The sequence below is a fragment of the Kiloniella sp. EL199 genome (genome assembly GCF_900313065.1).
In the GTDB taxonomy this organism is placed as follows: Bacteria; Pseudomonadota; Alphaproteobacteria; order Kiloniellales; family Kiloniellaceae; genus Kiloniella.
In genome coordinates this window covers 125,982-151,934 of the sequence record NZ_OMPU01000010.1, presented here as the reverse complement: position 1 = coordinate 151,934, position 25,953 = coordinate 125,982, and the positions used below count along the sequence as shown (strand labels likewise).

The 25,953-nt window shown below is 46.6% G+C and carries 23 protein-coding genes and 1 tRNA gene; 12 read left to right on the top strand and 12 right to left on the bottom strand.

All coding sequences use genetic code 11. The features are described 5' to 3' along the window. The first annotated feature begins 227 nt into the window (after positions 1-227). From bfr to D9A03_RS09210, 6 genes are all read left to right on the top strand, one after another. Positions 228-707: a bacterioferritin gene (bfr, locus tag D9A03_RS09235; RefSeq protein WP_120496912.1), complete on the top strand. Its 480-nt coding sequence runs from the start codon at positions 228-230 to the stop codon at positions 705-707. Between the two features lie 370 nt (positions 708-1,077). Beyond that, the gene (locus tag D9A03_RS09230) at positions 1,078-2,364 is read left to right on the top strand and encodes an imelysin family protein (protein WP_120496911.1); all 1,287 of its coding nucleotides are present in this window, start codon (positions 1,078-1,080) and stop codon (positions 2,362-2,364) included. 144 nt (positions 2,365-2,508) lie between these two features. Next, positions 2,509-4,038 (top strand): di-heme oxidoredictase family protein, encoded by a 1,530-nt coding sequence (locus tag D9A03_RS09225; RefSeq protein WP_120496910.1) that lies wholly within the window; start codon positions 2,509-2,511, stop codon positions 4,036-4,038. A 2-nt stretch (positions 4,039-4,040) separates the two neighbouring features. Continuing rightward, positions 4,041-5,189, top strand: a complete 1,149-nt coding sequence (locus tag D9A03_RS09220; RefSeq protein WP_120496909.1) for an imelysin family protein — start codon at positions 4,041-4,043, stop codon at positions 5,187-5,189. A 3-nt stretch (positions 5,190-5,192) separates the two neighbouring features. Next, entirely contained in the window at positions 5,193-6,302 is a 1,110-nt protein-coding gene (locus tag D9A03_RS09215) for a DUF1513 domain-containing protein (protein WP_120496908.1), read from the top strand. 210 nt (positions 6,303-6,512) lie between these two features. Continuing rightward, positions 6,513-7,184, top strand: coding sequence for a Fe2+-dependent dioxygenase (locus tag D9A03_RS09210; protein WP_120496907.1), 672 nt, complete (start codon positions 6,513-6,515; stop codon positions 7,182-7,184). 81 nt (positions 7,185-7,265) lie between these two features. Here the strand turns inward: D9A03_RS09210 and D9A03_RS09205 are convergent, their stop codons facing one another. The 3 genes from D9A03_RS09205 to D9A03_RS09195 form a co-directional block, all read right to left on the bottom strand. Beyond that, positions 7,266-7,505 (bottom strand): YdcH family protein, encoded by a 240-nt coding sequence (locus D9A03_RS09205; RefSeq protein ID WP_120496906.1) that lies wholly within the window; start codon positions 7,503-7,505, stop codon positions 7,266-7,268. A gap of 131 nt (positions 7,506-7,636) precedes the next feature. After that, positions 7,637-8,107 (bottom strand): PAS domain-containing protein, encoded by a 471-nt coding sequence (locus D9A03_RS09200; protein ID WP_162938061.1) that lies wholly within the window; start codon positions 8,105-8,107, stop codon positions 7,637-7,639. 73 nt (positions 8,108-8,180) lie between these two features. Next, on the bottom strand, positions 8,181-8,645 hold the full coding sequence (locus D9A03_RS09195) for a DUF2269 domain-containing protein (RefSeq protein ID WP_120496904.1): 465 nt from the start codon (positions 8,643-8,645) through the stop codon (positions 8,181-8,183). Between the two features lie 156 nt (positions 8,646-8,801). On the opposite strand from D9A03_RS09195, the gene D9A03_RS09190 reads away from it, so the two are divergent. The 3 genes from D9A03_RS09190 to D9A03_RS09180 are packed head-to-tail and all read left to right on the top strand — an operon-like array spanning position 8,802 to position 11,026. Further along, entirely contained in the window at positions 8,802-9,428 is a 627-nt protein-coding gene (locus D9A03_RS09190) for a DUF4166 domain-containing protein (RefSeq protein ID WP_120496903.1), read from the top strand. After that, a complete protein-coding gene (locus D9A03_RS09185) occupies positions 9,416-10,567 on the top strand; it encodes a saccharopine dehydrogenase family protein (protein ID WP_216825431.1) in 1,152 nt (383 codons plus the stop codon). Before D9A03_RS09190 ends, D9A03_RS09185 begins: the two co-directional genes overlap by 13 nt. 6 nt (positions 10,568-10,573) lie before the next feature. Beyond that, the gene (locus D9A03_RS09180) at positions 10,574-11,026 is read left to right on the top strand and encodes a GNAT family N-acetyltransferase (RefSeq protein ID WP_120496902.1); all 453 of its coding nucleotides are present in this window, start codon (positions 10,574-10,576) and stop codon (positions 11,024-11,026) included. Here D9A03_RS09180 and D9A03_RS09175 read toward each other — a convergent pair. Both D9A03_RS09175 and D9A03_RS09170 read right to left on the bottom strand, forming a co-directional pair. Then, the gene (locus D9A03_RS09175; protein ID WP_371682949.1) at positions 11,023-11,256 is read right to left on the bottom strand and encodes a helix-turn-helix transcriptional regulator; all 234 of its coding nucleotides are present in this window, start codon (positions 11,254-11,256) and stop codon (positions 11,023-11,025) included. The two genes, D9A03_RS09180 and D9A03_RS09175, sit on opposite strands and share 4 nt — an antisense overlap. A 1-nt stretch (position 11,257) precedes the next feature. After that, positions 11,258-11,686, bottom strand: coding sequence for a hypothetical protein (locus D9A03_RS09170; RefSeq protein ID WP_120496901.1), 429 nt, complete (start codon positions 11,684-11,686; stop codon positions 11,258-11,260). Between the two features lie 226 nt (positions 11,687-11,912). Between D9A03_RS09170 and D9A03_RS09165 the strand changes: the two genes are divergently transcribed. Next, complete coding sequence (locus tag D9A03_RS09165; protein WP_120496900.1) at positions 11,913-12,560, top strand: class I SAM-dependent methyltransferase; 648 nt, start codon at positions 11,913-11,915, stop codon at positions 12,558-12,560. Positions 12,561-12,810: 250 nt separating this feature from the next. On the opposite strand, the gene D9A03_RS09160 is transcribed toward D9A03_RS09165, so the two are convergent. From D9A03_RS09160 to D9A03_RS09130, 7 genes are all read right to left on the bottom strand, one after another. Beyond that, positions 12,811-14,538, bottom strand: coding sequence for a GIY-YIG nuclease family protein (locus D9A03_RS09160; protein ID WP_120496899.1), 1,728 nt, complete (start codon positions 14,536-14,538; stop codon positions 12,811-12,813). 126 nt (positions 14,539-14,664) lie between these two features. Then, positions 14,665-14,741 (bottom strand) — tRNA-Ile (locus D9A03_RS09155). 185 nt (positions 14,742-14,926) lie between these two features. Next, positions 14,927-15,835 (bottom strand): MBL fold metallo-hydrolase, encoded by a 909-nt coding sequence (locus D9A03_RS09150; RefSeq protein ID WP_120496898.1) that lies wholly within the window; start codon positions 15,833-15,835, stop codon positions 14,927-14,929. 118 nt (positions 15,836-15,953) lie between these two features. Further along, entirely contained in the window at positions 15,954-16,436 is a 483-nt protein-coding gene (locus D9A03_RS09145) for an ASCH domain-containing protein (protein ID WP_120496897.1), read from the bottom strand. 19 nt (positions 16,437-16,455) lie between these two features. Then, positions 16,456-18,465, bottom strand: a complete 2,010-nt coding sequence (gene rpoD / locus D9A03_RS09140) for an RNA polymerase sigma factor RpoD (protein WP_120496896.1) — start codon at positions 18,463-18,465, stop codon at positions 16,456-16,458. A 75-nt stretch (positions 18,466-18,540) separates the two neighbouring features. Further along, on the bottom strand, positions 18,541-20,523 hold the full coding sequence (gene dnaG / locus D9A03_RS09135) for a DNA primase (protein ID WP_120496895.1): 1,983 nt from the start codon (positions 20,521-20,523) through the stop codon (positions 18,541-18,543). A 128-nt stretch (positions 20,524-20,651) separates the two neighbouring features. Further along, on the bottom strand, positions 20,652-21,104 hold the full coding sequence (locus D9A03_RS09130) for a GatB/YqeY domain-containing protein (RefSeq protein WP_120496894.1): 453 nt from the start codon (positions 21,102-21,104) through the stop codon (positions 20,652-20,654). A gap of 212 nt (positions 21,105-21,316) precedes the next feature. On the opposite strand from D9A03_RS09130, the gene carA reads away from it, so the two are divergent. Then, positions 21,317-22,522, top strand: coding sequence for a glutamine-hydrolyzing carbamoyl-phosphate synthase small subunit (carA, locus tag D9A03_RS09125; RefSeq protein ID WP_162938140.1), 1,206 nt, complete (start codon positions 21,317-21,319; stop codon positions 22,520-22,522). Between the two features lie 115 nt (positions 22,523-22,637). After that, positions 22,638-25,898 carry a carbamoyl-phosphate synthase large subunit gene (gene carB / locus D9A03_RS09120; protein ID WP_120496892.1) on the top strand — a complete coding sequence of 1,087 codons (3,261 nt, stop codon included), beginning with the start codon at positions 22,638-22,640 and terminating at the stop codon, positions 25,896-25,898. Positions 25,899-25,953 lie beyond the last annotated feature (55 nt).

Genomic DNA, 25,953 nt, shown 5'->3' with positions numbered 1-25,953 from the left:
AATACTACCAAATATTCACAATTACTAATAATCTTCAAACTTATACTTTGTCTCTTCGAGAGCCACAAACACAGTTATTAATAATCATTATCAACAAATATGTTTTCTCATAAAATACTTGAAAATTTCTCCAAACAATTTACATTATTGGAAAGATTCTAAACTAGTACACAAGCCGTAGTAAGATAATAAATTTTAGATAAGAACAAATTCAAAGCGAGGACACTATGAAAGGCGACAAAAAAGTTATTGAGCACCTGAACACAGCTCTAACACATGAATTAACCGCAATTAACCAGTATTACTTGCATTACAAGCTTCTTCAGGATTGGGGCGTTGAGGGTCTTGCCAAGCACGAATACAAAGAATCCATCGAAGAAATGCATCATGCTGACAAGCTTATGGATCGCATTTTGCTTCTTGATGGCTTCCCGAACCTTCAAAATCTTAACAAGCTGAAAATCGGCGAAGATGTTGAAGAAGTTTTGAAATGCGACCTCGCCGGGGAACTTGAAGCTGTTGAAGTTTACAAAGAAGGCATCGCCTATTGTGAGTCTGTGCAAGACTACGGCAGCCGCGAACTCCTTCGCGAAATTCTTGTCGATGAAGAAGAGCACGTGGACCACCTGGAATCACAGTTTGAATTGATCAAACGTATTGGTATCCAGAATTATATTCAATCTCAGAGCAAAGTTGAAGGCGACTAAATCCCCTTACGCCTCAAGACTCACCAAGCAAACCTGTCCTGTAACAGGTTGATCAGTTTTGATTATAGCCAGCTGTTTCATACAGCTGGCTTTTTTGTGTCTAAATCAAATTGTTTAATTAAATTTCTCACAACTTCTTTCAGTAGAACTCTTTAATCATCAAGTATTTGCCTCAATAATCCGACTTTTTCAGTACAGTATTTTTTACGAAAAATAATAATTACGAAATTGCAACTCATTCTCAAACGTGTTAATTGTTGCGAATAATACTCATCTGCTTTTGTTTTCTTCAGAAGCAACAGATTATATCGCCCGGCTATTAAAGACCGAAATAGCCAAAACAAATTGGCAAAGTTAAACTGGAATGAAAATGAGTCACGCTCTCAAAAAAGCTACCCATGTAGCAAGCGCTGTCACCGTTCTTACCGTTCTCGGTGCAGGTACTGCATTCGCAGACACTGTTGACGCTAAAGGCGTCTTGGACAACTACGCAAACATTGCCCATGCAGGCTTTGAAGATTCTCTGACATCAGCAAAAGCCTTGGACAGTGCAATTGATAAGCTCATTGCCTCTCCAACGTCGGCATCACTGAATGCTGCCCGTGCGGCATGGGTTTCCGCGCGTGCTCCTTATCAACAGACTGAAGTTTATCGTTTTGGTAACGCCATCGTTGATGACTGGGAAGGCCGTGTTAACGCCTGGCCTTTGGATGAAGGCCTCATCGATTATGTCGATACTTCTTATGGCGATGAATCAGATGAAAACGCACTCTACACTGTAAACGTGGTAGCAAACACGAAACTATCCGTTAATGGTAAAAGTGTTGATGCCTCTACAATTACACCAACACTGATTTCTGAAACACTGCACGAAGCAGAAGAAGTCGAATCAAACGTCGCAACAGGTTATCACGCGATTGAATTCCTTCTTTGGGGACAAGATCTGAACGGCAATGGCGCAGGTGCGGGCAATCGTCCAGCCACTGACTTTGACGTTAAGAATTGTACAGGCGGTAACTGTGATCGTCGTGCCCAATACCTAAAGTCTGCTTCAACACTTCTGATTGCTGATCTGGAAGAAATGAAAGCAAACTGGGGTGAAAAAGGTGAAGCAAGAGCCAACCTTCTACAAGATACCTCTGCTGGCCTGACAACAATCCTGACAGGTATGGGCTCCCTTTCATACGGCGAGCTTGCGGGTGAGCGTATGAAACTGGGTCTTTTGCTGAATGATCCAGAGGAAGAGCATGACTGCTTCTCTGACAACACACATAACTCTCACTACTTTGACCAAATCGGTATTCGCAATGTGTACACTGGCCACTACCGTCGTCTAGACGGCTCTGTTGTGAGCGGCCCATCCATTTCTGACCTTGTCAAAGCAAAAGATGCAACAGTTGATAGTGAATTGACTGCAAAACTGGATGCGACTGTAACATCTATGGCTGTGATGAAAGCACGTGCTGAAAGCATCGAAGCCTATGACCAGATGATTGGTGAAGGCAATGTTGTCGGCAATGCTGTTGTTCAAAAAGCAATCGACGGTCTGATCAACCAGACTCGCTCAATCGAACGTGCTGTTGTTGCTCTTGGTCTTTCAGCCATCGAAGTTGAAGGTTCTGATAGCCTGGATAATCCAGATGCGGTTTTTAACTAAGATCTGAGTATGAATGATAGGCAACAGAGGCACTGCGACTTCGTGTCTATCTATTCAGAATCTACGGTTATGTTAGTTTGTGGGCAGCTCTGAATTCAGAGCTGCCCATTTCACATTCTCAGAATTTTGATAAATAATAATAAAATGCCAACGTCATCAGGAAAACACCTGCCCTTCTTTTACGCCTTGCTTATTGGAATAGGGTTAGTTTCAAACGTTAATGCCACTTCTCTTCAACGCGACGATCTAAATCAAAAGGATCTGGAGCGAGTACAAGCCATTACAAAACCCACAAGTGATTTTTCCAAAGCAGAAGCATACGAAAAAAAATCTGCCGGGGCCCCGACATCAAAAAAAACAGTATCGTCAAAATCCTTCTCTCATTCCTCGGCCAATTTATCATTTGAGGGAGAGCGCGATTTCAAACTTGGAAATAGTCTCTTTAAAAAAATCTGGGTTTCTTCACCTTCATCCACCAAAGCATCAGATGGATTAGGTCCTCTTTTCAACGCCAGGTCCTGTCAACGATGTCATTTGCAGGATGGTCGTGGACATCCACCAGAAAGCAATGATGATCTGGCTACATCAATGTTCTTGCGCCTGTCGGTTCCCGCAAGAACCGAAGCAGAAAAGAAAGCCCTTCGCAGTGGCGAACAGCTTCGCATCGTAGAGCCAACCTATGGTGGTCAATTGCAAGACCAAGCCGTGACAGGCCTGCCAGCCGAAGGGAAAATGCGAATTTCCTATGAAGAAGAAGTTATACTCTTAAACGGCGGCGAAAGCGTATCCTTACGCAAACCAAGCTATAGCGTTGACGAACTTGCCTATGGCGAAATGGATCCCGATGTCATGCTTTCGCCACGTGTTGCACCGCCAATGATCGGCTTGGGTCTTTTGGAAGCAATTCATGAGCAGGACCTTTTGGCTCTGGTTGATCCAGAGGATAAGGACAATAATGGTATCTCTGGCAAGGCCAGCTTGATTTTAAACCCAGAGACAGGGCGAAAAGAAATAGGTCGTTTTGGCTGGAAAGCCTCCAATAGAACTGTCCACACACAATCAGCAAACGCCTTTGCAGGGGACATAGGGTTATCAACCCCGGACATCCCGGCACACTGGGGGGACTGCACTTCCAACCAACCCAAATGTCTTTCCCAACCTCATGGATCACAGAAAAATCTTGGCAATGGCGAAGCACCACAAAAAGTACTGGATTTAGTTGTTTTTTATTCCAAAAATCTCGCAGTACCCGCACGACGCAATGTCAGTGATCCGGAAGTTCTAAAAGGCAAGGAACTCTTTTACAAAAGCGGCTGTGTATCCTGTCACCAACCCAAATTTGTCACCCGCAGAGATGCCGATCAAAAAGAACTGGCTTTCCAGCTTATCTGGCCATACAGCGATCTTCTTCTCCATGACATGGGTGAAGGCTTGTCCGACAATCGTCCAGTTGGCAATGCCACAGGAAATGAATGGCGAACGCCACCTCTATGGGGGATCGGGCTAACAGAAAAAGTGAACGGCCACACCTATTTTCTTCACGATGGACGGGCACGAAATCTGTTAGAAGCAATTATCTGGCACGGCGGCGAAGCACAAGCAGCACGGAACAAAGTTGTCATCATGTCACCCGAAGAACGGAAATCCCTGATCACCTTTCTGGAATCTCTTTAATAATGATCGACACTCCCAAAAAATCCCCAGCAATGCTAGGGCGTCGTTTGGCAGATGCTATTTGTGGCATGCTTACCGGCGGTATAATCACCGGGATCGCAATTACAGGAATCTCAGCGAACGCATGGGGGCAATCGAAAGAAACGTCTTATAAGCCAATTATCAAGCAGGTTATAGAAAATACCATCCTGCCCGGCTATGAGAATCTGTCCGAGATTGCTGCTCAGCAAGGGAACGACATAGAGAAACTATGTTTATCACCAAACGAAAGCAATTTGAGTCGCGCCCGAGAGGAGTTTCGCTCTCTTGTTTCTGCCTGGTCGCGTGTTGAGATGTACCGTATTGGTCCATCAATTAAAGATCATCGACAAGAAAAGCTGTTCTTTTGGCCGGATAGAAAATCAATTGGCTTGCGACAGGTCCGGAAGCTCATCGATACCGAGGAACAAACCGCACTCACGATAAAAACATTGCAAAAGAAAAGCGTCGCGGTTCAGGGGCTTTTGGCACTTGAATATATTCTTTTTGGGAGAAACTCAGAGGCACTCTCAACCTCTGACTCCAAATCTTATCGGTGCATGTATGGTGCGACTGTTGCCCAGGCAATCGGAGCAACAGCAAAAACAATTGTAAACGACTGGACATCACCATCGGGTTACGCCACGCTAATGCTCAATACAAATACGACAAACCCGATTTACCGATCCGATGCAGAAGTCATGCAGGATTTGCTCCGTATCAGTAGTGAAATGATACAGAGTACGCGGGATCTCAAGATTCAAAATACAATCAGAGACAATCCGGAAAAGTCAAAACCAAAGCGCGCGCCCTTTTGGCGATCCAATTTGACGCTCCATGCGTACCAAAACAACCTCAAAGCTGTTGAGACTCTCTTCACCATTGGCGGTCTTGGTAAACTTACCCCTCGCTATACAAAATCACTTACCTTCGAATTGAAACAGACGGGTAAATTCTTGGCAAAACTGGAAAAAGAAAACACACCTTGGGAGAAACAGGTAAAACAAAAAGAAGCCCACGATCTCCTGACCTTTACACTTATCCCTCTGCAAGGTGCACAATACATCGTTGGAGAACTCATCCCTCAAGAACTTGGCCTAAGCCTTGGCTTTAATTCCTTGGATGGCGATTAACGGATGCCTTTATCCCGAAGAGAGTTCTTAAACCGCCTCGCCGCCAGCGGCGTTCTCGCAACTGGGCAACTACCTCTGGCCTCTTTTGCTCCGGCTTTTTCTCAGGTAAAAACAAGCCCTTCCCAAGCGGCTTACGTTTCCACTCTCAGACAGTCTGATGGTCACTATGCCGCCGCTGTTATCGACCATTCGGGGGAATTAATTTTTCAAGAACAGCTGGATGACCGGGGCCATGCGACAGCGATCTCTCCCGACAAAAAATTCGCTGTGATCTTTGCCCGTCGTCCGGGGCGTTTTGCCTTGGTGCTCAATCTCGTAAACAATCAACGTCATCTGGCTTTTGCTCCCCCGGCTAATCATCATTTCTATGGGCATGGATTTTTTTCTCCCGACGGAAAGATTCTCTATGCAACAGAAAATGATTATGAGAACGAACGTGGTATTATCGGCATATATGATACAGAAAATGACTTTGCGCGTATCGGACAGCATAACAGTTTTGGCATAGGCCCGCACGAAGCGATCCTGCTTTCTGACGGTATTACCATTGCCATTTCGAATGGCGGTATTATTACCCATCCGGATTATCCCAGACAGAAATTGAACCTGGCCTCTATGGAGCCACAGATAAGCTACGTAGATCGGCGCGATGGAAAGCTTATAGCGCAAAGCAAATTACCTTCTGAATACACTCAACTCTCCTTGCGCCACATGAGTGCAGCAAAAGACCACATATGGATTGGCGGTCAATACGAAGGTGGCCCAAGCAACAGTATCAGTCTTGTTGCCACTCATCGCATTGGCGAAGAAATCAAACCTGTATCTAAAGGACAAACCTATCTCGGTATGAAACAATACATTGGATCTGTCAGCACCAATGCAAACGGCAGTCTGGTTGCGACCAGCGCCCCCAAAGGCAACAAAATAGCCATATGGAATAGTGATACTCGTGAACTTGTAAAAATCATAACGCATCAGGATGCAGGGGGTGTTGCCCCGAATGGCAAAGGCTTTACCATATCCGATGGACAGGGAAATTTATGGCAAAATAACAAAGCTATCTATCATAACCCGGAAATTGCCTGGGATAATCACCTTAGTGCTGTTAGTTGATCCATCAGAATAATAATACTGGCCTGTTGCTGTGAATTTAATTCTCACTCAAGGCGCAAGGAGAGAAACATAAAACTTTCTGCATGAATGATAAAACAAAGAAAAACAAGAGTTGAGTTAAACGGCTACAAGTAATTCTTATCGCTCCTTAACATCCATAATGGTATTCTTCATCTCATCCTGCTCTTCTCTCCAGCAAGAACGATAGAGATGTTAATAATCCTACCAGATGTTTTAGATCAAACGAACCTCGCCAGAATCAATGAACTTCTTGAACAGGGGCAATTCAAGGATGGAAAACTAACCGCGGGATGGCATGCAAAGCTTGTTAAAAACAACACACAGCTTTCCAGCAAAGATAAAGCGGCAAAACAGGCAACAGCTCTTTTAACAAACGCACTGCAACGAAACAGCATTTTCGCGCGCGCCACTCTGCTGCGGCGAATGCGCCCTCTTCTTTTCAGCCGCTACCAGCCCGGCATGGAGTACGGCAATCATGTCGATGACGCGATCATGGGTTCAGACAGAGGTTTTCGAACTGATGTATCTTTTACAGTATTCCTGAATGATCCGGAAAGTTACGAAGGCGGAGAGCTGGTCATGGATAGTTCTGTTGGTGAGCAAAAGTTCAAACTGCCCGCAGGTTCAGCAGTTGTTTATCCTTCTACCACATTGCACAGAGTTGCCCCTGTTACCCAAGGCGTCAGACAAGTCGCTGTCAGCTGGATACAGAGTCTGGTCAGATCTGCGGAACACCGCGAAATTATCTATGACATAGATAACACACGTCGCGCTCTTTTTGAACGCGATGGAAAAAACAGGGAATTTGATCTCCTGACCAAGTCCCACGCCAACCTGTTACGACTATGGTCTGAACCTTGAGCAATTTGGCTTCCCAACACATAAAAAAAGGCTGCCTATAACAGGCAGCCAAAGTTTGTCTTGGGGAATTTAACAAGTAAATTAAACAGCTAATAACGAGTAGATCGTATCTTTAAGCGCCAAACGTTCCTTTTTGATCTCATGAATGTGATCATCACTTAACGTCTCAACCTCACTTTCATGCCGATGAACTATCCTGTTAATTCGGTGATAATCCTCGGCAAGTTTTGCAAAGTGTGCATCAGACTGCTTCTTGGTGTGAATGCGGTCCTTAAACTCAGGAAATTCCTCTACGAGTTCATGCGGTGTGTGCTGTGACATTCCCACTCCCTTATTACTGCCATCTACAGTTACGATAATAGAAGTGGTGCGCGGACCTGACTTTGACGTAGGTCAAATGGGGGTATGTTTTACAACTATTTTGTAAATCAAATTATCAATGAAGATTGTAATCAAAAACTATCTTCATCAGGTTCTCTTAGGGCAATTCCACCAAGCAGCATATCAACCTTATCTCCCTGACAAGAAAGTGGGAGAACAAGGCTTTCGACATCTTTGATGCCCGATTGATCCCCAGTATAGGGCAAAATAGTTCGAACAGGTTTTTTCTCGTGGGTAACACGTTCGTAAAGCTCAAACAGCAAGCTCGGCGGATTTTGCGTTGGAATCTCGCTTACCCTCAAACCCGTATAGCTCTGTGTCGCAATTTCATCAATCAGGGTTCCAATAAGTCGATATTCAAAATCAAGCGGATTTCGGTGAACATCGATAAGTTCACAATAGGGAAGCAAAGAAGGAATTGCCTGCGGATCAATATCAGCACGAGAAGGCAGGTCTTTCACCCTCGGCAAAGCTTCCCAATACTCTAGTAATTCCACGAGATGAGGTGCTTCAATATTTAGCTCTTCACGTCTATCTGACATACCTTGCACTTGTTTTCTCTCCGCATAAGACAGCGAGATTTCACCCTATGCTACCAGTATAGCACATGTTTCCTTAATCCGGCTTAAAGACCATAAGATAGAAGACGACGACAATCATGGGAAAGGCCAGAGATCCTAATAAAATCCACCAACGATCAAATAGCCAATAGCTTAAGGGCACATCTGTGTTGTTATCCAGAGCACTCTTGACCAAATCCCGCATTCGAATTTGCAACCACACAACCGGGAGCCAGCAAGCACCAGCACAAAAATAAGGAACAATACCCCACACAAGCCAAATATTACTCAGACCATAGCCTGTGGTATAAAGTAATCCGATACCTGAAAGGAACTGTACGATCACGGCAGGCGCTGTAAACAGCCAATCAGCAATAACCACATGGCGTACAGCGAAGTACATTGCCGGCAAATCTCGACTGCGATTGGCCATAAACATATAAAATGCACTGCCAACCCCTGTACCAAACAGAATCGTTGAGCTCAGTATATGTATCCATTTCAGAAGATAATAATCCATTGCTCATTTGGCCTTACTCTATGCGTAATAATCTACGTTAGTATTCTTAAGCATTTGAAAGGTTAGTTTGTTTTCGGCTTGTTCCACAAATAAAATCCTGCCTAAACTGATTTAATATCCACGTCTCGTTATAAACCCTATCTTTCGGAGCAAAACGTGTCTGCAGGGGACCCTATATTCAAATCTGTCTTCGGAAAAGATTGGGACAAGCTTCCCCCCGTAATGAAAAAACATTACGCCGTCCGTTCCAATAGCAGTGATCGTGTAGAAGTAAAGGGAAAGCTGGATATAAAAATCTCGCCAATGGTCAGCTTGATGGCACGAATTAGTGGCATGCTTCTCGCTTACTCAGGCAAAGACATCCCCGTGACTGTTGCCTTCAGAAGTGATGAACAAGCCAGTCCCTCCAGACACAATGCGTCCTTTTATTTTGACCGTACATTTCATTTTCCTGACCACGGCGACATTATCTTTCGCTCTCGTATGGAACAGATTCAAGACAACATACTGGTTGAATTCATACGGTTTGGTATTGGCTGGAAACTTGCCTATGAATGGGATGGCGAAAAGGTTATCCTGCACCACAAAGGATATGTCTGGCGGCTGTTTGGCAAATTATTACCTCTGCCTCTCTCTTTTGTGATGGGCAAAGGTCACGCAGAAGAAACACCACTTTCCGATGATGAATTTTCCATGTGGACTCACGCCAAACACTCCCTCTTTGGGCCAACCTTTGGTTACGCAGGTACCTTTAAAGTCACGGACGTCAAATGTCCCAAATAAAAACAACATCAGAAATTAAAACGACCTCAAAGATACAGCGATCAGTTCTTATCCTCGGTGGCTATGGTAACTTTGGCAAACGCATTGCCTCTGCCCTAACCCGAGACAATACCTCGGTTATCATCGCGGGCCGCAATGTAGAAAAAGCCAATAGCTTTGCAAAGCAACTCCCCACGAAACTGGTACAAACAGCCTGTTTCGATGTGCACAAAAATCTTGCCACTGAACTGAAGCGTCTTGAGCCAACCGTTGTTATCAATACCTGTGGCCCCTTTCAAAACAGTAACTACGATGTTGCCGAAATCTGTATAAAGGCATCCATTCCCTATATTGATCTTGCCGATGGTCGGAATTTTGTTGTCGGCATAAAAACCTTGGATGACAAAGCCAGATCAGCTGGCATTCCTGTTATCTCTGGCGCCTCAACAGTCCCCGGACTGTCATCTGCAGTATTGGATAAATACAACGGTCTCTTTTCCGAGATTGACCAAATGATCTATGGCATTTCCCCCGGACAAGGTGCCGAACGCGGTCTCGCCACAACACAAGGCATTATGAGCTACTTGGGCAAAAAACTCTCTCCTGTGCAGGGATCATCAGCCTCACGTTATGGATGGCAGGATATTTATCGTCAGGGATTTCCCTTACTCGGAAAACGCTGGATGGCCAATTGCGACATTCCCGATCTAGATCTTTTGCCATCACACTACAACATTAAGTCACTGCAGTTTTCAGCCGGGATGGAACTTGGCCTGATTCACCTCGGTCTATGGTGTCTCTCATGGCTTATTCGCTGGGGTTTCCCCTTAAAACTGGAGAATTACGCCGTATCTTTGCTCAAACTCAGTAATTTGTTCGACATTTTTGGCACCAGTGACGGCGGCATGCATGTCATCCTCAAGGGGAAAGATCACAATAATCAGCCGTTAACAAAAAAGTGGTTTATTATTGGGTTGGACGGTGACGGCCCACAGATTCCGACAATTCCGGCCATCATCCTTGCCAAGAAAATTATCCACAGCAGAGACACCCTCGGCGAAGATATACCAATCGGTGCCATGCCCTGTGTAGGACTCGTTACTCTAGACGATTACCTTCAAGAACTCGCGCCCTTTCATATTCGTACCTATGAAGATTAATCCATCATGAAACTCGTAACAGCTCGCCTCGAAGATCTACCACTTCTTCCCTCAATTGCCTTGAGATCAAAAAGTCATTGGGATTATCCCCAGGATTTTCTGGACAAGTGTAAAATCTTCTTTGAAGAGGAATTCACTGAAGAATACTTAGAAGAATCCTACACTTTCCTCATCAAGCAAGATGAGGAAATTATTGGTATGGGCAGCCTGCTATGGAAAGAAGTACCGATGATTGATAATTTCTGGTTGTTGCCAGAAAATATTGGCAAAGGTTATGGTAAACAAGCCTTTGACCTTCTCGTTGAAGAAGCAAAAAAACTTAACTGGCCTAACCTTACGGCAATCGCTGACATCTATGCCGAAGGGTTTTACAAAGCCATGGGCGCCAAACGTGTGGGGGAAGTTCCCTCAGAAGTACAAAACAAAATGCTCCCCAAAATGTTTATTGATCTGAGTTAATCACTAATCTCATAAGAAAAAACATCCCCCAGCGAACAGCCAAACACATGGGCGATCTGAAAAGCCAGCTTTAGCGACGGAGAGTATTTCGCCTTTTCAATCGCCACAATCGTCTGTCGGGAAACACCCGTTTTTTCCGCCAATTCCTTTTGCGTCATCTCATCGTGATCAAACCGCAATCGACGAATATTGTTGGTAATCTGACCCTTTACCATACCTCTTTTGACCATTTTAAATCCCCCCGCGATAGAGGAACAGCTTGACGAGATCACCGATAACATTGGCGATAAACATGAAAAAAATAATCAACAGAAAAACCAGTGCAGGCGCAAGGACATCCAGCGCCAAGACCCCCATGGACACCATAAAACCAAAGCTGAAAACCAACAAAATGATTTGCATGGACTTAAGATCGAACAACTTGTCCCGCTCGTCATTCATCATGGGTTCATAGTCCTTGGTCACGATGGCATGGATAATGGTAAAGAGGATATGCACCACAATGCTAACCGCAATGCCACCGCCCACAAGAACAAAGAAACTCTTCCCGATCAAACGATATCCATCCGGCCCGTCCATCGCCCCGTCCTGATAGAGGCCGAACATATAAAAGCCAAATACCCCAAACATAATCAACGTGGTTATAAGGGAAACACCCACTCTTCTTTCCTGTTGAGACATCGCCGTTATCTTTCTGTCATCTCGCTTAATTATTACCGTATGATGTGTCTTATATTCACGACACATTATCAAATAAATTGAACTCAGAGTCAAATATATTTGACTCAATTTCAAAATGAAGTCACAGTACGAGCATCTTCATTGAAGGCCTTTTTAAAGTGCCGCAGCCAACTAGATCATTAATCGAGCAAATAGAGAAATAAACATGGCAACATCAGAGGAACCATCACTACCAGAAGCTCCTTCCGCGAAATTTTGGAACAAAATGGCAGATCGCTATTCAAAATCTCCCGTATCCAATCAGGTCGCCTATGAAAAGAAACTAGAAATCACGCAAAGCCACCTCACACCAGACCTAGAGGTGCTGGAGCTTGGCTGCGGTACAGGTACAACGGCCCTTATTCACGCGCCCTTTGTAAAACATATCCGCGCCGTTGATATCTCGGAAAAGATGCTGGAAATCGCACGAGACAAAGCAAAACAACAGAACATCACGAACGTCACTTTTGATCAGGCCGCCATTGATACTTTCAATGCCCCGGATCAATCCTATGACATTATCATGACCCACAGCGTGCTCCACCTGCTCGAAGACAAAGAAGCCACCATCGCCAACATCCATAAAATGCTCAAACCCGGCGGCTATTTCATCAGCAGCACCGTCTGCCTGACCGGAATGATGAGGTTCCTGCAACTGATCGTCCCCATCGGCAGACTGTTCGGTTTTATGCCACTGGTAAAATTCTTCTCCGCCGAACATCTGGAAAAAAGCATCACCAATGCAGACTTTGAAATCATCACTTCATGGGAACCGAAAAAGAGCCATTCAACATTTATTGTGGCGCGGAAATGATAAGATAAATAACTATAGATGGAGCAAGACCATCTATAGGGCTGTGAGCAAAAGCACAGCCATGGCCCCACTACCTATGCCTTTCCCCCATAACAAATAACCTGGTATTGACGAAGGACGGCCCTATAAGGAGCCCAAAGAAGAAAGAGAAATCTCAATCACTTACGAGATCTGCAAAGGAAGGAAGCAAGCCGCATGCCCGAGCAAACTTGTTAGCTAAGCAAGAGTATACAAATATAAATAATAGAAGCTAACTTTTATCTTCGTTAAGATTGGTACGCATAATAGTGGTAATAACTATTTTTCTAATGGAAGCAAAGCTTAGCCGGAAGAACTCTCGCTGATTGTTAATTCTATATGGAGATAACTGCGCATGCACCTCAGTCTCCAGTGCCTCTGGATCATCGTGTTCCCAACTCTCAACCACGACATAAGACAAGGGTACCCCTGTCGCAGATGATAGCTGCTTAGCTCGCTCCTTCGCTGTAGCAGACGTCCAACCAACCTTATAAACTTCTTCTTCCATGAGCGTACATCGAAGAACGTATAGTTCCCCGTTTCCTGTGCGCACAGCTTCTTCGTCGCTTGCTGCAGCTGCCGCAATTGCATAAATTTCTTCAACTCGACTTTTCGCAACGGCAAGGCTGTCTTTGACGAAAATAGTACTGTCTCTTTTACGTTCGTTACGCCAAGGATTAGACTTGCTCACCCATGTCTTGCCTGAGATTGGGCAACCATTACGATCCTTACCAGACTGCCCTAACTTGAGACGCCTCCAATGTCCTTCCGTTTCAGTGGAATACACTGGCATACTAACACGGCGCACTATTGACGGAGCCTCATTATCCTCAATACTAACTGCTTCAACTGCTACGTAGTCTGCTGAAACCCCCTTACCGCCTTTGCCTTTTAGACCATGCTGTTTACCTTGACCTTTTATTAAGCTCTTGGGAATAGTGATACGGGTTTCAAAATATCTCGGCAATTGAAGAAAACCCTCAGCAAGGTTCCAAAGTATATCAGCCTGCGCTATACGATCTAAAGCTTTCTCAATAATCTGCTCCTTCTTTTTAGGAGTAAGAGTCAGCAAGATTTCTGGGTCGTCAGAAAACACAGCGTATGAATTCTCTGTTTCGATAAAAAGGCTTCGTTCAATATGTTTCTTTGCTTTGAGATCGAATTCACCAGCCGTAAGTGTACGTGCAGCAAAATCAGCACCTTCAAGCTTCAGCGGAGCCCCCATAGATGAGCCAGTGCTCTCAATACTCTCCGTCAAAAATGCACGTTTCCAAGGATCTATATTCTCAATATCTATCTTTTGCGTACCTTCATCACTCCTGAGATTCCACTCTTCTTCGGTCAGTTTTTCGCCAGCAACGAGGAACCAGTGAATTGAATCATTCCTCCGCACCATACTGAAGCCAGAAAAAATATATTCTCGTCCTTTTGCATCAAAGAAAGAAATCTCTTCAACTACCCCGTTGTTCGAAAAATGAAATGTTTCTGCTTCTGGCAAATCAAGTAAATCCGAAACATCGAGGCCGTCACTGTCATTCGAAGTTAGAAAATCAAAAAAATCTGTTGCATAGAACAAGTGATTTGTCTCTGGAGTGAGTTCAGTATAGGGAGCAACCGAACCCTTCATTAGTTTCAAATTTAGAAATGGTTCAAAGTAATTAAAACTGACAGGCTGATTTCCTGTCCCCGAAGACGCATAGCGGTGGGTATATTCAGCAGCCATCTGTCGCATCGTTTGATCGACTGGAAAACCAACTCCAGACGAATATAGAGATTGCAAAACAAGAGTATACTGCCTTGCAATCTTTCTCGAAGCGGCCTTAAGTTTACGGCGCTCTTTTCTGGACATATTCTTAAGAAAAAATGGTTTACCCGATCCATCTAAAAGGAGACGATGATCCAGTTGGGCAATTTTAGGTATTTTCTTAAGTTCACTTAAGCGATTTAATCTACTGTTCATAGATGCATCAGATTTTCTCGAGGGCGGTGACTGATCCTAGTTCTCGGTTAGAGAATACTGATTAGCCTTACTGCGTGTTCCCTCCAAGGTCTAAGACAACGGGAACTTCAACATAAGAATGCAAAATGGTGGGCCCGGCAGGACTTGAACCTGCGACATCTCCGTTATGAGCGGAGGGTTCTAACCAACTGAACTACAGGCCCACTTGAGCGCCTAATGTTGCTCAGGCGCTCGGAATCTTCAAGTGTTAAATGTTCGATTCTGTAACAGAATTATAAAAATTTTCGACTTGATAATTTTACCCATCAAATATTGAGCCTAATGACAGGTGATAGATATCACTCTTAGCATCATACACGTCTATAAACAAAATGGTACACGAAGTGCATCAAGCATAGGAAAGGCGTGCGGCACCGTAGGAAACAGATTTACTGACAGGATCAACACGCATCAAGTCTTCGCCGACCAGTACGGGGCCGTCGAATGACTTCTGGACTTCGGCAAGCAGGTCATCGCGGTTACTGTTTGGCGGAACGATATGGGTCAGGAGCAAACATCCAACACCAGCTTCGCTTGCCACCTTTCCCACTTCGTCTGATAAGGTGTGATAGCCCGCAACAGCTGCGATGGTCTCGGCAGAGCGTACGCCTTCAACAACGTGCATTTCCCGGTGGACAAAAACCTCGTGCACCAAGAGGTCAACACCTTTGGCTGCCTTGATCAGGGCCGGGCAATAGGTGGTATCACCAGACAATGCAATCTTGGTTGCTCCTTTACCCTTTCCACTTTCTTTGGGTGCAGCAAAGACAAAGCCAAAAGCGGGATCAATAGGTTGATGATCCACAGCGACAACATCAACGGTGACTTCCCCGAATTGGAGACGCTCGCCGGCTTTGATTTCGGTAATATCCAACTCCAGAGCCGCAGTCGATGGACGCTTTTCGTGCGCGATACGCAAGTCCAGCTCTTCTTTCCAGACTGCCATCAGCCCCTCAACAAACTTGCGCGTTCCCGTGGGGCCATAGATCCGTTGCGGCGTTGTTCTGCCTTGATGCCAGGCAGAAACAATAACCTGATAGATATCAATCACATGATCAGAATGCAGATGGGTGAGCAGAATAGCATCCAGCTTGGCCCCGGATGAGCTCGTACCAACAAGACGTTGCGTCACACCGGAACCGCAGTCGATCAGGATTTCCGTATCACCATCAATACCAGAATGGCGGATCAATTGCCCTGCTCCATAGCGTTCTGTGTGGACCGCCGGGCAGCCTGTCCCCAAAAGTGTGATATCCATCTTTAGCTCCCTATTATCCGTCACATCTTGTCCGTCTTGATGCGGACGTTATGGCACGCTTTCTTATAACTAACTTCTCGGCTTTGTACTTTGCACAGAAAAGTATCAAATGAAACTATTATTGTTTTATTGAATAGATCAACTTGAAACGCTCAAGCACCAACAGCGTATCATGCGTAAAGTTGTTTCCAGTTACCGCAGCACGGCGTGTGAAAAATGCCTGATGATCTCGTAGCCATTTTTCGTAAGTTCCCTCACCCTCTGCCAGAGCAAAGTCTTCTGTAACATCTCTGTAAGCAGCGAGTGATACCAACGTCATTTGGATCAAACAGCGTGGTTTTCCTGCAAAATCGGTCAGGATATGATAACTACCCTCTTCGGGAAGATCTTCGTCATCGTACTCATAATCGAACAACGCACCACAGGTTGCCGTTTTCTTGTCTTCCATAACAAGAGCCAGAAGATCGTCGGCCATTTCAGGACTATCACCAAAGAACCATGACGAAAAAGAGGCGTTCCGGTCTTCTGTCGGAATATAGTCCCGACAGATTTTCCAGAACGCCTCTAGCTTTTCATCTGATTCCCGAAGTGGATTTCCCACTATCTTCAGGTCCCAGCAATTATGTATCCAGGAAGCTGCGCAGTTTGCGCGAACGACTTGGATGCTTGAGCTTGCGGAGTGCTTTCGCTTCGATCTGACGAATACGTTCACGTGTGACCGAGAACTGCTGACCAACTTCTTCCAAAGTGTGGTCGGTGTTCATACCGATACCAAAACGCATGCGCAGCACACGCTCTTCACGCGGGGTCAAGCTGGCGAGAACACGGGTCGTAGTTTCGCGCAAGTTTGACTGGATCGCAGAATCGAGCGGAATAACAGCGTTCTTATCTTCGATGAAATCACCGAGATGACTGTCTTCCTCGTCCCCGATCGGGGTTTCGAGCGATATCGGCTCCTTGGCAATCTTCAGGACTTTGCGCACTTTTTCAAGTGGCATGCCCAGACGTTCGGCCAATTCTTCCGGCTGTGGCTCGCGACCAATTTCATGAAGCATCTGGCGGCTGGTGCGAACCAGCTTGTTGATGGTTTCAATCATATGAACCGGAATACGGATTGTCCGGGCCTGATCCGCAATAGAGCGCGTAATCGCCTGACGGATCCACCACGTCGCATAGGTCGAGAACTTATAACCACGACGGTATTCAAACTTGTCCACCGCCTTCATCAGACCAATATTACCTTCCTGAATAAGATCCAGGAACTGAAGGCCACGGTTCGTGTACTTCTTGGCAATAGAAATCACAAGACGCAGGTTGGCTTCGACCATTTCGGTCTTGGCTCGGCTGGCTTCTTTTTCACTGGTCTGCACGACTTTAACAGTCTTACGGAATTCAGGAATTGGCAAACCAACATCATCGGCAACCTTGGAAATACTACCGCGGATTTTGGTAATATCGTCCGCGTAGCGTTCTGCGAACTTATCCCAGCCCTTGCCTTTGTAGGTTTTAATTTCTTCAAGCCAATTCGGGTGAAGCTCACTACCAAAATAGGTATCAAGGAATTCCTGACGCGCAACACCTGACTTTTCAGCCAGACGCAGAAGTTTACCTTCTTGAGACATCAGGTTTTTGTTCAGGCCGTAAAGCTGATCCATAAGCTGCTCAAGACGGTTGGAGTTAAAGTGAACCCCTTCCATAAGCTCGATCATTTCCTGCTTCATCTTGCTGTATTTTTTCTCTACAGCGTCCGGTACCTTGTCACCGGCAAGCAGTGATGTCAGGCGCTTTTCTTGAACCTTACTCAGCTTCTGTTGATGACCGGCAATGTTTTCGAGCATCTCGAGAACTTGCGGCAGCAAAGCTTCTTCCATGGCAGCAAGAGACATGTTGTTCTCTTCGCCATCATCTTCGCCACCCTCGCCAGATTCTTCTTCGCCTTCAGCAGGTGCAGGTTTGTCGTCGTCGTCATCATCATCGACTTTTTCGCCAGGCTGACTGACCAATTCGTCTTCGACATCTGCTTTATCACCAGCGCCGGATTCTTCAAACGCGATATCATCGTCGTTTGGTCCCCCGCCATAGGTGGCATCCAGATCGATAATATCTCTGAGCAGAAGATCCCCTTGAATCAGGCCTTCACGCCAGTGAAGCAATGAACGAATGGTCAACGGACTTTCGCAAATCCCACCAATCATTTTGTCACGACCAGCTTCAATACGCTTCGCAATCGCAATCTCACCTTCGCGAGAGAGCAATTCAACCGTACCCATTTCACGAAGATACATCCGGACAGGATCATCGGTACGTCCGGCGTCCTCTTCCTTTACGTTCCCGACAACGGCTTCGTCGGGTTTCGCTTCCTCGTCAACGGCTTCGTCTGTTTCTTCATTCTCGACGACATTGATACCCATCTCGGAAAGAAGGGCCATGATGTCTTCGATCTGCTCGGATGACATCTCATCAGATGGCAAAACCTTGTTGAGCTCGTCATAAGTGACATAGCCAACTTCTTTTGCCTTCGCGATCATCTTTTTGACGGTCGCGGATGTAATATCCATTAGAGGTCCGTCGGAAGTTTCTTCCCGATTTTCCGTGCTTTTTTCAGCGGTTTCGGTCGCCTTGGTCGCCATATAACCTTGTACCCCAAATAGCAATTTAGCACGCTAGCCGATTCGATAATTAGCCAACGTGCTCTCTCGTAACGCTTAGTGACTGTCTTCATAGGCATCCGGGTCATAACTATCCAAATCAATAGCTACACCGGATGTCTCTTGCCGGAGTTGCTTGTGCGCCTCTAGCTGAGTCAATCCCGTTTCGTCCATATTCGCCGCAAATTCGCGACTGTGAACACCTTTTTCCTGTTCTGCCTGTTTCTCGCGGAACATAGCCGCTATATGCGTCACACCGTGCTCAGCTGCGTAGCTGTCCGTTGCCGGTCGCGCAAATTTTCCGTGATCCATAACAGCAGGACTCAAGAGTTCATCCATCAGTCGAGAATATCCCTTATCGCAGAGTTGGCATTTAAGTGCCTCTCTGTCAAGATCCGGGTCTCGAACAATAACATCCACGAGATCTTGTAACACCCTGTTATATTCCTCACTCGGAAGCCTCAAACTCGCCAGATCCTCTAGCTGTTTGGACAAAACATTGGGATGATTGATCAACGTCGCCAGCAAAACCTGTTCCTGTCGCTGCGCTAATTTTCTCGCGGGTAAATTCGGTCGGGGGATGCGTGGGTCCAGTTCAAACGAATCCTTCTTCCCCCATTGGCGGTTGCGATTCTGCTTGCGACCAGCCTGTTTCCTGAACGGTTTGTTGTACCCCTGATTGTAACCCGGTGAATCATATCCCTGCCTTCCGGCCTGCGCAGCAGATTGCGCGGCACCTTTTATGGTCACACCCGTCAATTCATCAAAGCGTCGGAACATTTCCTTTTGGTATTCAAACCTCAAATCCTTATCCGTGATAGCACTGAATTGCCTACGCAGTTCGGCCTTTAGCGCAGCACGACGTTCTGGTGTTTCGATGTCCGCACCCATGGTGGTTTTCCGCCACAGCATTTCTGACAGGGGTTTTGCCGTGCGCAGAACCTCACGCATCTGAGCAGAACCTTGCGTTTGTATAAGACTGTCCGGGTCTTCTCCCTCGGGCAAAGTTGCAAAGCGTAGAGATTTCCCCGGCTGGATAATGGGTAAAGCACGCTCGACTACTCTATGCGCTGCGCGAATACCTGCGGTATCACCATCAAGACATAACACTGGCTCTGGCACCATCCGCCAAAGTTCCTGTATCTGGTCTTCCGTTACCGCCGTTCCTAAGGGGGCAACAGCCGATGGGAAACCTGCCTGCGAAAGGGCAATAACATCCATGTAACCCTCTGTCACAACCACCTCGCCCAAATCATGGGCGGCCTGCCGCGCACTCGCCAAATTGTAAAGCACCTTGCCTTTATGGAAGAGGATTGTATCAGGTGAATTCAGATACTTCGCCTTACTGTCACCAAGCGCACGCCCCCCAAAGGCAATAATCCGGCCACGGCGATCTGTAATAGGGAACATCAACCGATGGATAAAGTAATCCCAGTATTCGCTGCCATCTTTACGGCCATCTTTACGACGGTCCTCATCACTATGTTTGATCACCCCGACATCAACCAGTTGTTCGTCGTCGATACCGCGTGCGTTCATAGCCTTGCGGATCAAACCACGCTGATTGGGGGAATAGCCAAGACGAAAACGACTAACGGTTTCCGGTCTTAATCCGCGACGATTCACATAATTCCGCGCTTCTTTTCCTGTGTCACCCGCCAGTTGTTCTTCGAACCACTTGGCGATTTCTTCCATCACATCATATAGACTGGCGCGTTTCTTCGACCGTTCAGCCTCTTCCCTGGTGGCTTTGGGCACCTGCAAGCCAGCCTGTTCGGCCAGGCGTTCTACAGACTCCGGAAAAGAAAGTCCCTCTGTCTCGGTGACAAAGGTGATGACATCCCCATGGGCACCACAGCCAAAACAGTGATAGAATCCTTTATCATCATTAACGGTAAACGAAGGCGTTTTTTCGTTGTGAAAAGGGCAAAGACCACTGAATTCCCGGCCGCGTTTGGTAAGCTTTACCTTGCGCCCGACCACGCCGGAAACCGGCACACGTGCGCGCAGTTCATCTAAAAACTCAGGCGTGAATGACATTGAAGGGCGTGTTCCCAAACCAACAGTACCTTAGATCTGAAAGTTAGCTTATCACAGCAGTGCAAAAGAAAACAGAACCCATAGGCACCCCATGAGTTCTGTTTACATATAATCAGCTTTTGGCAGATTTAAACCAGTTTGGCTTTTACAACACCACTGGCTTTGCCAAAGTCCATTGTACCGGCGTACTTGGCTTTGAGCGCACCCATGATTTTTCCCATGTCTTTAATGGAATCCACCCCGAGTTCGGCAATAAGCTCTTCGACAATCTTCTCAATTTCTTCAGAAGACATCTGCTTCGGAAGAAACTTTTCGATGACCGAAATTTCACTCTGCTCGCGTTCTGCAAGTTCTGTGCGACCAGCCTTCTCGTACATTTCAATCGAATCTCTTCTTTGGCGAATCATTTTCTGGAGCATTTCCAGAACCGCTTCCTCGCCAATAGGATCACTCCCCTCGCCACGCGCCGCAATATCGCGGTCTTTTAAAGCAGCCAAAATAAGCCTAAGCGTTGATATCGCTTGTTTATCTTTGTTGCGCATAGCCTCTTTGAGAGCATCGTTCAAGCTGTTGCGTAGCATCATTTGCCCCGAACAAGTTTAGAAAGGACCAGAACCTACTCTAAAAAACAGGAAATGGCAAAGTTTTAAAAACTTTATAAGCTACTGTTATTAAAAGATATTTTCTTTCGTGTTTTTCTTGACCTAAAAGCCACTTATGCTTATACAAAGGCCTCAGCTATTAAATCGCTGACGATTACGTCTGCCTAAAGGACGCCCCATCCATGAGTATTATGACATCAAAAGAAACCTCCGTCTCCCAGACAGGGGCTATTGATTCTGCCTGCAAACAACCTGCGGGAGCAACCGCGGTCCTCGTTCTTGCCAACGGGCAAGTATTTTGGGGAAGAGGTTTGGGCGCAGAAGGTGAAGCCGTTGCAGAAGTTTGCTTCAATACCTCGATGACAGGATATCAGGAAATTCTGACAGACCCTTCCTATGCCGGACAAATCATCACCTTTACCTTCCCTCACATCGGGAATGTCGGGGCCAATGATGAAGATATCGAAACGGTCACGCCGTCCTCACGCGGCGCTATTCTCCGAATGGATATCACGCAGCCTTCTAACTGGCGCGCAACCCGCGATCTTGATGCTTGGCTAAAATCCCATAATCTCAGTGCGATCACAGGTGTGGACACCCGCGTTCTTACCCGCCTCATCCGTGACAATGGCGCACCTAACGGCTGTATCGCCTATCACGCTGACGGCAAATTTGACCTTGAAGCGCTTAGGAAAAAAGCAGCAGACTTTCCCGGTCTGAACGGTATGGACCTCGCCAAAGAGGTTACCTGTGCCCAGACATCAAACTGGAACGAGAAACGCTGGACCCTTGAAGAAGGGTATCAAGCCGAAGAAAATCCTGAGTTTCATGTTGTTGCTGTAGATTTTGGAGCCAAACGCAATATCCTGCGCTCTCTCAGTTCCCAAGGGTGCCGCGTAACAGTTGTTCCTGCAAATGCAACTGCTGATGAAATTCTTGCTTACAACCCCGATGGCGTCTTCTTATCCAACGGTCCGGGAGATCCGGCAGCAACGGGTGAGTACGCCATTCCTATGGTACAGGCACTCCTGAACGAAAAAGATCTGCCAATCTTTGGCATCTGCCTTGGTCATCAGATCCTTGCCCTCGCACTTGGCGCTGACACGAAAAAAATGCACCTTGGTCACCGTGGCGCAAACCACCCGGTCAAAGATTTCACCACGAACAAAGTTGAGATCACCAGTCAAAATCATGGTTTTATGGTGGACAAAGACAGCCTGCCTGAAAATGTTGAAGAGACTCACATTTCGCTTTTCGACAATACCAATCAGGGTATCCGTCTGAAAGATCGCCCGGTGTTCTCTGTTCAATATCACCCAGAGGCTTCGCCCGGACCACAAGACAGCCAATACCTGTTCAAGCGGTTCCGCGATCTTATAGCAGACCGCCGAAAATAAGTTGCAATGGCGGCGCTTTCAACAGCAGCCGCCATTGTTTTAACGAGACAGCTGAACAGCTCACTGTCCAGCGTATGGCAAGAGCAAACAGACACAAAGATGAGTAAAGCAGACCATGCCTAAAAGAACAGACATCAAATCCATCATGATCATCGGCGCGGGACCAATCATTATCGGTCAGGCTTGTGAGTTTGACTATTCCGGTGCACAGGCCTGTAAAGCACTTCGCGAAGAAGGGTACCGAGTTATCCTGGTGAACTCGAACCCGGCGACAATCATGACTGATCCCGGTCTTGCTGATGCAACCTATGTCGAGCCCATCACGCCGGAAGTTGTTGAGAAAATCATCGAGAAAGAAAAACCCGATGCACTTTTGCCAACAATGGGCGGGCAGACAGCCCTGAACACAGGACTAGCGCTGGAACGTTCAGGTGCTCTGCACAAACATGGCGTTGAAATGATTGGTGCGAAAGCCGATGTCATTGAAAAGGCAGAAGACCGCTTGCTGTTCAGAACCGCCATGGAAAAAATTGGCCTGAATTCTCCGCGCTCAAAGGTTGTTCACTCTTACGAAGAAGCTCTGGAAGCCTTGGAATATGTCGGCATTCCGGCAATTATCCGTCCATCCTTTACCCTCGGCGGAACGGGTGGCGGAATTGCCTATAACCCGGAAGAGTTTGAAGAGATTGTCAAAAGCGGCCTAAAGGCTTCGCCAACAACCGAAGTACTGGTCGAACAGTCTGTTCTGGGGTGGAAAGAATATGAAATGGAAGTTGTGCGCGACAGTGCCGACAACTGCATCATCATCTGTTCCATCGAAAACATTGACCCTATGGGCATTCACACTGGCGACTCAGTTACCGTCGCCCCGGCCCTGACACTGACAGATAAAGAATACCAGATCCTCAGAGACGCCTCTATCGACTGCCTGCGTGAAATTGGTGTCGACACAGGTGGCTCAAACGTACAGTTTGGCCTCAACCCGGAAAACGGCGAGCTCGTGGTTATTGAAATGAACCCGCGTGTATCCCGCTCTTCTGCGCTGGCATCCAAGGCAACAGGTTTCCCGATTGCCAAGATCGCGGCAAAACTGGCCGTTGGTTACACGCTGGATGAACTCAAGAACGATATTACCAAGGTCACACCGGCATCTTTTGAACCGACAATTGATTATGTCGTGACCAAAATCCCACGCTTTACCTTCGAGAAATTCCCCGGTGCTGAAGATTATCTCACTACAGCAATGAAATCTGTGGGCGAAGCCATGTCCATTGGCCGCTGCTTTGGTGAATCTGTTCAAAAAGCACTGCGGTCTATGGAAACAGGCCTGACAGGCTTTAACGAAGTCAATATTCCCGGCGCAGTCGATGCAGACGGCAATGTGGATAAAGACACTGTTCGCTCTTTCCTCTCAAAGCCAACAAAAGACAGAATGCTGACAATTGCGCAGGCATTGCGTCACGGTTTGACTGTTGAAGAAATTTTTGACGTCACCAAATTTGATCCATGGTTTGTGCGCCAGATCGAAGACATTGTCTTGATGGAAAATGACATTCGTGAAAACGGCCTGCCGAAAGATCGTCAATCCTTCCTGACCCTCAAGAAAATGGGCTTTGCAGACGCGCGTCTTGCCGAGTTAACCAATCAGGAAGAAAGCGACGTCACCAAACATCGTCACAGTTTGAATGTCACCCCTGTTTTCAAGCGAATTGATACCTGCGCCGGTGAGTTCCCGTCCACCACGCCTTATATGTACTCTTGTTATGAAGGCGACGGTGTTAACCCGGCGGAATGTGAATCAGAGCCGACTGACCGAGAAAAAATCATGATCCTTGGTGGTGGCCCAAACCGTATTGGCCAAGGTATCGAATTTGATTATTGCTGCGTCCACGCGGCCTACGCCCTTAGCGATGCTGGATACGAAACCATTATGGTTAACTGTAACCCGGAAACAGTTTCCACCGATTACGATACGTCGGACCGTCTCTATTTCGAACCTCTTACAGGTGAAGATGTTATCGAGATTGCTCGTAAAGAACAAAGTAACGGCATCCTCAAAGGCGTAATTGTACAGTTTGGTGGCCAAACACCACTTAAATTGTCTCAGGCTCTCGAAGATGCAGGTATTCCAATCCTTGGAACCTCACCGGATGCCATTGACCTTGCAGAAGATCGTGAGCGTTTTCAGAAGCTCTTGCAAGAACTTGACTTGCGTCAGCCAATCAACGGTACAGCAACGACCAAAGAAGAAGCTTTCGCCGTTGCTGAACGTATCGGCTTCCCTGTTGTTATTCGTCCATCCTATGTTTTGGGTGGCCGCGCCATGGAGATCATTCACGAAACAAGTCAGCTGGAACGTTATATCAACACAGCTGTACAGGTATCCGGAAAGAACCCTGTCCTGCTTGACGGTTATCTTCAGGATGCAATCGAAGTAGATGTTGATGCGATCTGCGATGGCAAAGATGTTTTTGTTGCCGGGATCATGGAACACATCGAAGAAGCGGGTATTCACTCAGGCGACTCAGCTTGCTCCTTGCCACCCTACAGTCTGTCAGAAGGTATCATTGCCGAAATTAATGAACAGGCGCACAAGCTAGCTCTCGCGCTTAACGTTGTCGGCCTGATGAATGTGCAGTTCGCGGTTAAAGACGATGTCGTTTATATTCTCGAAGTAAACCCACGCGCCAGCCGTACTGTACCTTTTGTTGCAAAAGCAACCGGAAATGCTGTTGCTAAAATTGCTTCCCGTGTGATGGCTGGTGAAAAGCTCGCCAACATTAATTTGATCACAGAACGCGGCGAACATATTGCCATCAAGGAAGCTGTTTTCCCCTTCAACCGCTTCCCCGGAGTCGATGTAATGCTTGGCCCGGAAATGCGGTCAACCGGTGAAGTTATGGGCTTGGATACATCCTTTGGTCGTGCTTTCCTCAAGGCACAAATGGCTGTCGGCATTGATCTTCCGGATGAAGGAACAGTCTTCATTTCCGTCAAAGATCGTGACAAAAAAGTAATGGAAGACTTGGCCAAAGATCTCTTGGATATGGGCTACAAGATTGTCGCAACCAGCGGTACCGCAACCCATCTTCAGGAAAAAGGTTTTGAAGTAGAACGAGCTTTGAAGGTTCGTGAAGGTCGCCCGAACATTGCCGATAACATCAAGTCCGGCAAAGTTCACCTGATCATCAACACAACCGAAGGCGCCAAAGCAATTGCGGATAGTTTTGATATCCGTCGGGGTGCCCTCGACAGCTCGGTTCCTTACTTCACAACTGCCAATGGGGCCCGTGCCATGGTAGAGGCTTTAAAAGCAAAAAAAGAAGGCCTACTTGAAGTCGAGCCACTTCAGGCTTATTTTAAATCTTCGTTCTAATTTAAGTGGCTCCCGATTCTGCCCTAAAACGGTGGTGGAATCGGGAGTAACTGTT

Excerpts from the sequence above, each read along its gene's own strand:
- D9A03_RS09210 (WP_120496907.1), top strand. The coding sequence starts at position 6,513 with ATGTTAATAATCCTACCAGATGTTTTAGATCAAACGAACCTCGCCAGA.
- rpoD (WP_120496896.1), bottom strand. The coding sequence starts at position 18,465 with ATGGCGACCAAGGCGACCGAAACCGCTGAAAAAAGCACGGAAAATCGG.
- D9A03_RS09165 (WP_120496900.1), top strand. The coding sequence starts at position 11,913 with ATGGCAACATCAGAGGAACCATCACTACCAGAAGCTCCTTCCGCGAAA.
- D9A03_RS09180 (WP_120496902.1), top strand. The coding sequence starts at position 10,574 with ATGAAACTCGTAACAGCTCGCCTCGAAGATCTACCACTTCTTCCCTCA.
- D9A03_RS09185 (WP_216825431.1), top strand. The coding sequence starts at position 9,416 with ATGTCCCAAATAAAAACAACATCAGAAATTAAAACGACCTCAAAGATA.
- D9A03_RS09220 (WP_120496909.1), top strand. The coding sequence starts at position 4,041 with ATGATCGACACTCCCAAAAAATCCCCAGCAATGCTAGGGCGTCGTTTG.
- D9A03_RS09160 (WP_120496899.1), bottom strand. The coding sequence starts at position 14,538 with ATGAACAGTAGATTAAATCGCTTAAGTGAACTTAAGAAAATACCTAAA.
- D9A03_RS09200 (WP_162938061.1), bottom strand. The coding sequence starts at position 8,107 with ATGTCAGATAGACGTGAAGAGCTAAATATTGAAGCACCTCATCTCGTG.
- D9A03_RS09195 (WP_120496904.1), bottom strand. The coding sequence starts at position 8,645 with ATGGATTATTATCTTCTGAAATGGATACATATACTGAGCTCAACGATT.
- D9A03_RS09205 (WP_120496906.1), bottom strand. The coding sequence starts at position 7,505 with ATGTCACAGCACACACCGCATGAACTCGTAGAGGAATTTCCTGAGTTT.
- D9A03_RS09175 (WP_371682949.1), bottom strand. The coding sequence starts at position 11,256 with ATGGTCAAAAGAGGTATGGTAAAGGGTCAGATTACCAACAATATTCGT.
- carB (WP_120496892.1), top strand. The coding sequence starts at position 22,638 with ATGCCTAAAAGAACAGACATCAAATCCATCATGATCATCGGCGCGGGA.
- D9A03_RS09230 (WP_120496911.1), top strand. The coding sequence starts at position 1,078 with ATGAGTCACGCTCTCAAAAAAGCTACCCATGTAGCAAGCGCTGTCACC.
- D9A03_RS09150 (WP_120496898.1), bottom strand. The coding sequence starts at position 15,835 with ATGGATATCACACTTTTGGGGACAGGCTGCCCGGCGGTCCACACAGAA.
- D9A03_RS09215 (WP_120496908.1), top strand. The coding sequence starts at position 5,193 with ATGCCTTTATCCCGAAGAGAGTTCTTAAACCGCCTCGCCGCCAGCGGC.
- D9A03_RS09130 (WP_120496894.1), bottom strand. The coding sequence starts at position 21,104 with ATGCTACGCAACAGCTTGAACGATGCTCTCAAAGAGGCTATGCGCAAC.
- carA (WP_162938140.1), top strand. The coding sequence starts at position 21,317 with ATGACATCAAAAGAAACCTCCGTCTCCCAGACAGGGGCTATTGATTCT.
- D9A03_RS09225 (WP_120496910.1), top strand. The coding sequence starts at position 2,509 with ATGCCAACGTCATCAGGAAAACACCTGCCCTTCTTTTACGCCTTGCTT.
- dnaG (WP_120496895.1), bottom strand. The coding sequence starts at position 20,523 with ATGTCATTCACGCCTGAGTTTTTAGATGAACTGCGCGCACGTGTGCCG.
- bfr (WP_120496912.1), top strand. The coding sequence starts at position 228 with ATGAAAGGCGACAAAAAAGTTATTGAGCACCTGAACACAGCTCTAACA.